This is a genomic window from Streptomyces sp. SID14478, assembly GCF_010548525.1.
GTDB lineage: Bacteria > Actinomycetota > Actinomycetes > Streptomycetales > Streptomycetaceae > Streptomyces.
In genome coordinates, this window is sequence record NZ_JAAGMG010000324.1 from 1 (window position 1) to 1,073 (window position 1,073).

The 1,073-nt window shown below is 76.7% G+C and carries 2 protein-coding genes; both read left to right on the forward strand.

From position 1 onward, the window contains the following. On the forward strand, positions 1-745 hold a 745-nt coding region (locus G3I40_RS10870; protein WP_164301955.1), incomplete at its 5' end, for an ATP-binding cassette domain-containing protein. Beyond that, positions 742-1,073: ATP-binding cassette domain-containing protein (locus tag G3I40_RS10875; protein ID WP_164301956.1), on the forward strand; the 332-nt coding region annotated here is incomplete at its 3' end. The genes G3I40_RS10870 and G3I40_RS10875, both read left to right, overlap by 4 nt.

The window sequence follows — 1,073 nt, forward strand, 5'->3', positions numbered from 1 at the left end:
CCGCCTCGCCCGGCCCGCGCACCCGGTCCGCCCTGCCACCCCTGGCAGCAGCCCGCCCAGGACCCCGACCCTCACCGCCACTCACCTCACCGTCGCCTTCGGCGGTCACCCCGTGCTCCGCCACGTCGACATCGCGGTGCCTGCCGGGCGGATCACCGCCGTCGTGGGGCCCAACGGGGCGGGCAAGAGCACCCTGTTCCACTGCCTCGCCGGGACGGTGCGCCCGGACGCGGGGCGGGTGCGGCTCGGTGAGCGGGACATCACGGCGCTGCCCGCCCACGCGCGCACCCGGCTCGGCGTGGCCCGCACCTTCCAACAGCTGGCCGTCTTCCCGTCGTTGACCGTCTCCGAGAACGTCCGGATCGGGGCCGAGCAGGGCCTCGTCCGCGATCCGGACGCCACCGGCCGTCTGCTCGCCCTGTTCCGGCTGCCGGGCGGGCGGCCCACCTCCGACCTGTCCACCGGGGCACTGCGCCGGGTCGAGTTGGCCCGTGCTCTCGCGGGCCGCCCCCACACCCTGCTGCTCGATGAGCCGACCGCGGGCCTCGACTCCGCCGAAGTCGCGGAACTGGCACGGCTGTTGCGGGCGCTGGCCGCCGACGGCACGGCCCTGCTCGTCGTCGAGCACGACCTGGACCTGGTGGCGGACCTCGCGGACACGGTGCACGTGATGGCGGCGGGCACCGTCGTGGCGTCCGGCCCACCGGCCGCCGTGCTCGACCGTATGACGGGGCCGACCGCATGAGGCGCGGCATCGCCCTGCGCGCCGCCCACGTCCATCACGGCCCCCTCGAAGCCCTGCACGGCGTCACCCTCGCCGCGCCCGACGCGACGGTCACCGTGCTGCTGGGCCGCAACGGATCCGGCCGCACCACCGCCCTGGGCGCCCTCGCGGGCACCGCGCCGCTCACCTCCGGAGCCGTGCTGTGGGACGGCGCCGACGTCACCCGGCACACCGCGCGGGCACGCGCCGCCGGGGGCCTGTGCCTCGTCCCCGACCGGCAGGCCGTCTTCGCCGGGCTCGGTGTCGCCGACAACCTCGAACTCGCCTCGCCCGACGGCGATTTCACCCC